The organism is Streptomyces rimosus subsp. rimosus, from assembly GCF_000720725.1.
In the GTDB taxonomy this organism is placed as follows: domain Bacteria; phylum Actinomycetota; class Actinomycetes; order Streptomycetales; family Streptomycetaceae; genus Streptomyces; species Streptomyces rimosus_A.
Genome location: NZ_JOCQ01000210.1, coordinates 1 through 2,778, shown reverse-complemented (window position 1 = coordinate 2,778; position 2,778 = coordinate 1). Strand labels below are relative to the sequence as shown.

Annotated in this window: 1 protein-coding gene and 1 pseudogene; both read right to left on the bottom strand. The window is 73.0% G+C overall.

The window, feature by feature from the left end; all coding sequences use genetic code 11:
* Nucleotides 1-1,120, bottom strand: a pseudogene (locus tag IH45_RS01000000144780) (hypothetical protein); the annotation flags it as partial.
* Nucleotides 1,121-1,405: 285 nt separating this feature from the next.
* Nucleotides 1,406-2,395 (bottom strand): malate dehydrogenase, encoded by a 990-nt coding sequence (locus IH45_RS0142420; RefSeq protein WP_030682450.1) that lies wholly within the window; start codon nucleotides 2,393-2,395, stop codon nucleotides 1,406-1,408.
* Nucleotides 2,396-2,778: the final 383 nt, after the last annotated feature.

The following is a 2,778-nucleotide window of genomic DNA, read 5'->3' as shown; positions in this document are numbered from 1 at the left end:
AGCCGGGGGTGGGGGTGGGGGCGTCGGTTCCGGTCGCGGCGTCCTTGGCGAGGCTCGGCGTCCCACCCTCGGTCAGGGCCGGTGCCGTGTGCGCGGCGCCGGCCCTGACCTGTGCCGTGTCCGCAGCGCCCGCCCTGGCCTGTACCCCGTCCGCAGCACCGGCGCCGGCCTGTGCCCCGTCCTTGCGCGGCCGCAGTTCCACTGACAGCGACCAGGTCTCGTACGGCGTGCCCGCGCCGCAGAACGGGTCGGCCGCGCGGTACATGACCAGCGGGCCGTGCTGTTCGGTACGGATGCGGTGGCGCAGCCGCTGGAACCGCCCGCCCTCGGCCCGCTCGGCGGGATCGGCGGCGGCGTCCGGGAACCGGCCCCGGGACAGCTCGGTGGTCAGCACCCTGGCGACCTGGCCGTGCTGCGCGCCGACGGCCCAGGCCAGCACGAGGGGCAGCGCGAGGGCGACCCAGGCGTGGATCGGCTGCGCCATGCTCGTGCTCTGCCCGAACAGCCCGTCCGGCAGGAAGGCCGGTGCGACGGTGCCGGACAGCCCGGACGACCTGCCGGAGAAGGCGTACGGCGACCTCCCGTACCCGCTGGAGTCGTCGCCGAACGCCGTCGCCAGCAGCAGCACGCCGACGAGCAGCACGCTGAGCCGCCCGTACCAGCGCAGCAGCCAGCCCGCGAACCGCCGGTACCAGGGCGGACGCGCGGCGCGGCCCCGGGCGTAGGGGGCCAGCGAGAGCAGCACGACCGGCAGCAGGTAGAGCAGGGTCAGTCCGGAGGAGAGCGGAACGGACACGATCCACAGGAGCAGGACGGCGCCCGCCCAGGCCAGTTCGATACGGCGGGCGCGCAGCGCGTGGGCCAGCACGCGGGCCGCGTCGAAGCCGAGCGACGGCGCCGCCAGGCGCTCTTCGTGGACGTACAGCTCGTCGATCACCGCGTCGCGGTACGCGGGGTCGAGGTACGTGCCGGCGCACAGCAGGCGGGTGGCCTCACTGGCGCTGGGGGGCCGGGGCGCCACCGCGCCGGGGCCGTCCGCCGGGGCGCCCTGCGAGCCGTCCCCCGGGCCGTGCCCGGAGCCGTCCCCGGAGCCGTCCCCCGGGCCGGATTGTGGCGGCACGTACGACGTATGAGTCACCTGATTCCCCCAAGGCGCGACGGGCGCGAAACGACCGCTGTGACAGGCGGGTCGCGTGTCGTGAACGCCGCAGCATAGAGGAGGCGGAACAGCCGTGTCAGGCGTGCGCCCGGAAGATCACACAAAGGTGTGACACAGCGACGGAGCCCGTACGGGAACACGAGGTTCCGTACGGGCTCCGGTCGGATGGGGTGCGCCCGGCGTACCGGCTTACCGACCTGCTCAGCGGCTTACCGGCGTACTACTGGGCGCGCGTTCTCCCTGGCGTCAGAGGAGACCGAGGGCGCGGACCGCCTCGCGCTCCTCCGCCAGCTCCTTGACCGACGCGTCGATGCGCTCGCGCGAGAAGTCGTTGATCTCCAGGCCCTGGACGATCTCGTACTTGCCGTCCTTGGTGGTGACCGGGAAGGAGGAGATCAGGCCCTCCGGGACGCCGTAGGAGCCGTCCGAGGGGATGCCCATGGAGGTCCAGTCGCCGGCCGCGGTGCCGTTGACCCAGGTGTGCACGTGGTCGATGGCGGCGTTGGCGGCGGAGGCGGCCGAGGAGGCGCCCCGGGCCTCGATGATCGCGGCGCCGCGCTTGGCGACGGTCGGGATGAAGGTGTCGGCCAGCCACGCCTGGTCGTTCACGGCCTCGGCGGCGTTCTTGCCGGCGACCTCGGCGTGGAAGATGTCCGGGTACTGGGTCGCGGAGTGGTTGCCCCAGATCGTCAGCTTCTTGATGTCCGAGACCTGCGCGCCGGTCTTCTGCGCGAGCTGCGACAGGGCGCGGTTGTGGTCCAGGCGGGTCATCGCGGTGAAGCGCTCGGCCGGCACGTCCGGGGCGGCGGCCTGGGCGATCAGGGCGTTGGTGTTGGCCGGGTTGCCGACGACCAGGACCTTGATGTCGTCCGCCGCGTGGTCGTTGATCGCCTTGCCCTGCGGCTTGAAGATGCCGCCGTTGGCCTCCAGCAGGTCACCGCGCTCCATGCCCTTCGTACGGGGGCGGGCACCGACCAGCAGGGCCACGTTCGCGCCCTCGAAGGCCACGTTCGGGTCGTCGGAGATGTCGATGCCGCGCAGCAGCGGGAAGGCGCAGTCGTCGAGCTCCATGGCGGTGCCCTCGGCGGCCTTCAGGCCCTGCGGGATCTCCAGCAGGCGCAGCTTGACCGGTACGTCCGCGCCGAGCAGCTGGCCGGAAGCGATGCGGAAGAGGAGGGCGTAACCGATCTGGCCGGCCGCGCCGGTGACGGTGACGTTGACGGGAGTGCGGGTCATGGCGATCTCCTGCGCGCTGAATTCCGGGGGCACAGCCCCCGGACCGCTTGGTGGCGGCGGGAAACCCTGCCCATTTACCGAGATCTCTTGGTATCGAGAGACCCGGCCGTCAGGCTATCGGACCGCCGCACCGCAACGCCGCCGGGCCGGTGTGGAACGCCTCACCGGCCGGCCGGTGGTCCCCGGCGGACCCCCGCGGGCGCGTGGCGGGCGGCCGCCCGCTCGTAGGAGGGGGAGCGCGGGCGGCCGCCGGATGGTGCCGCACCCGTGGGGGGTTATTCATGCCCCTGCCCGGGATTCGCTCGGGCAATCCCCCGTGAGGGACGGTTCTTGAGCGGATTCTCGGGACGGGATGGGTGGGGGTTTGGGGCGGATTGTGGGGG

Bases quoted from the DNA above. Each gene is read 5' to 3' on its own strand.
- IH45_RS0142420 (WP_030682450.1), bottom strand. From the start codon at position 2,395: ATGACCCGCACTCCCGTCAACGTCACCGTCACCGGCGCGGCCGGCCAG.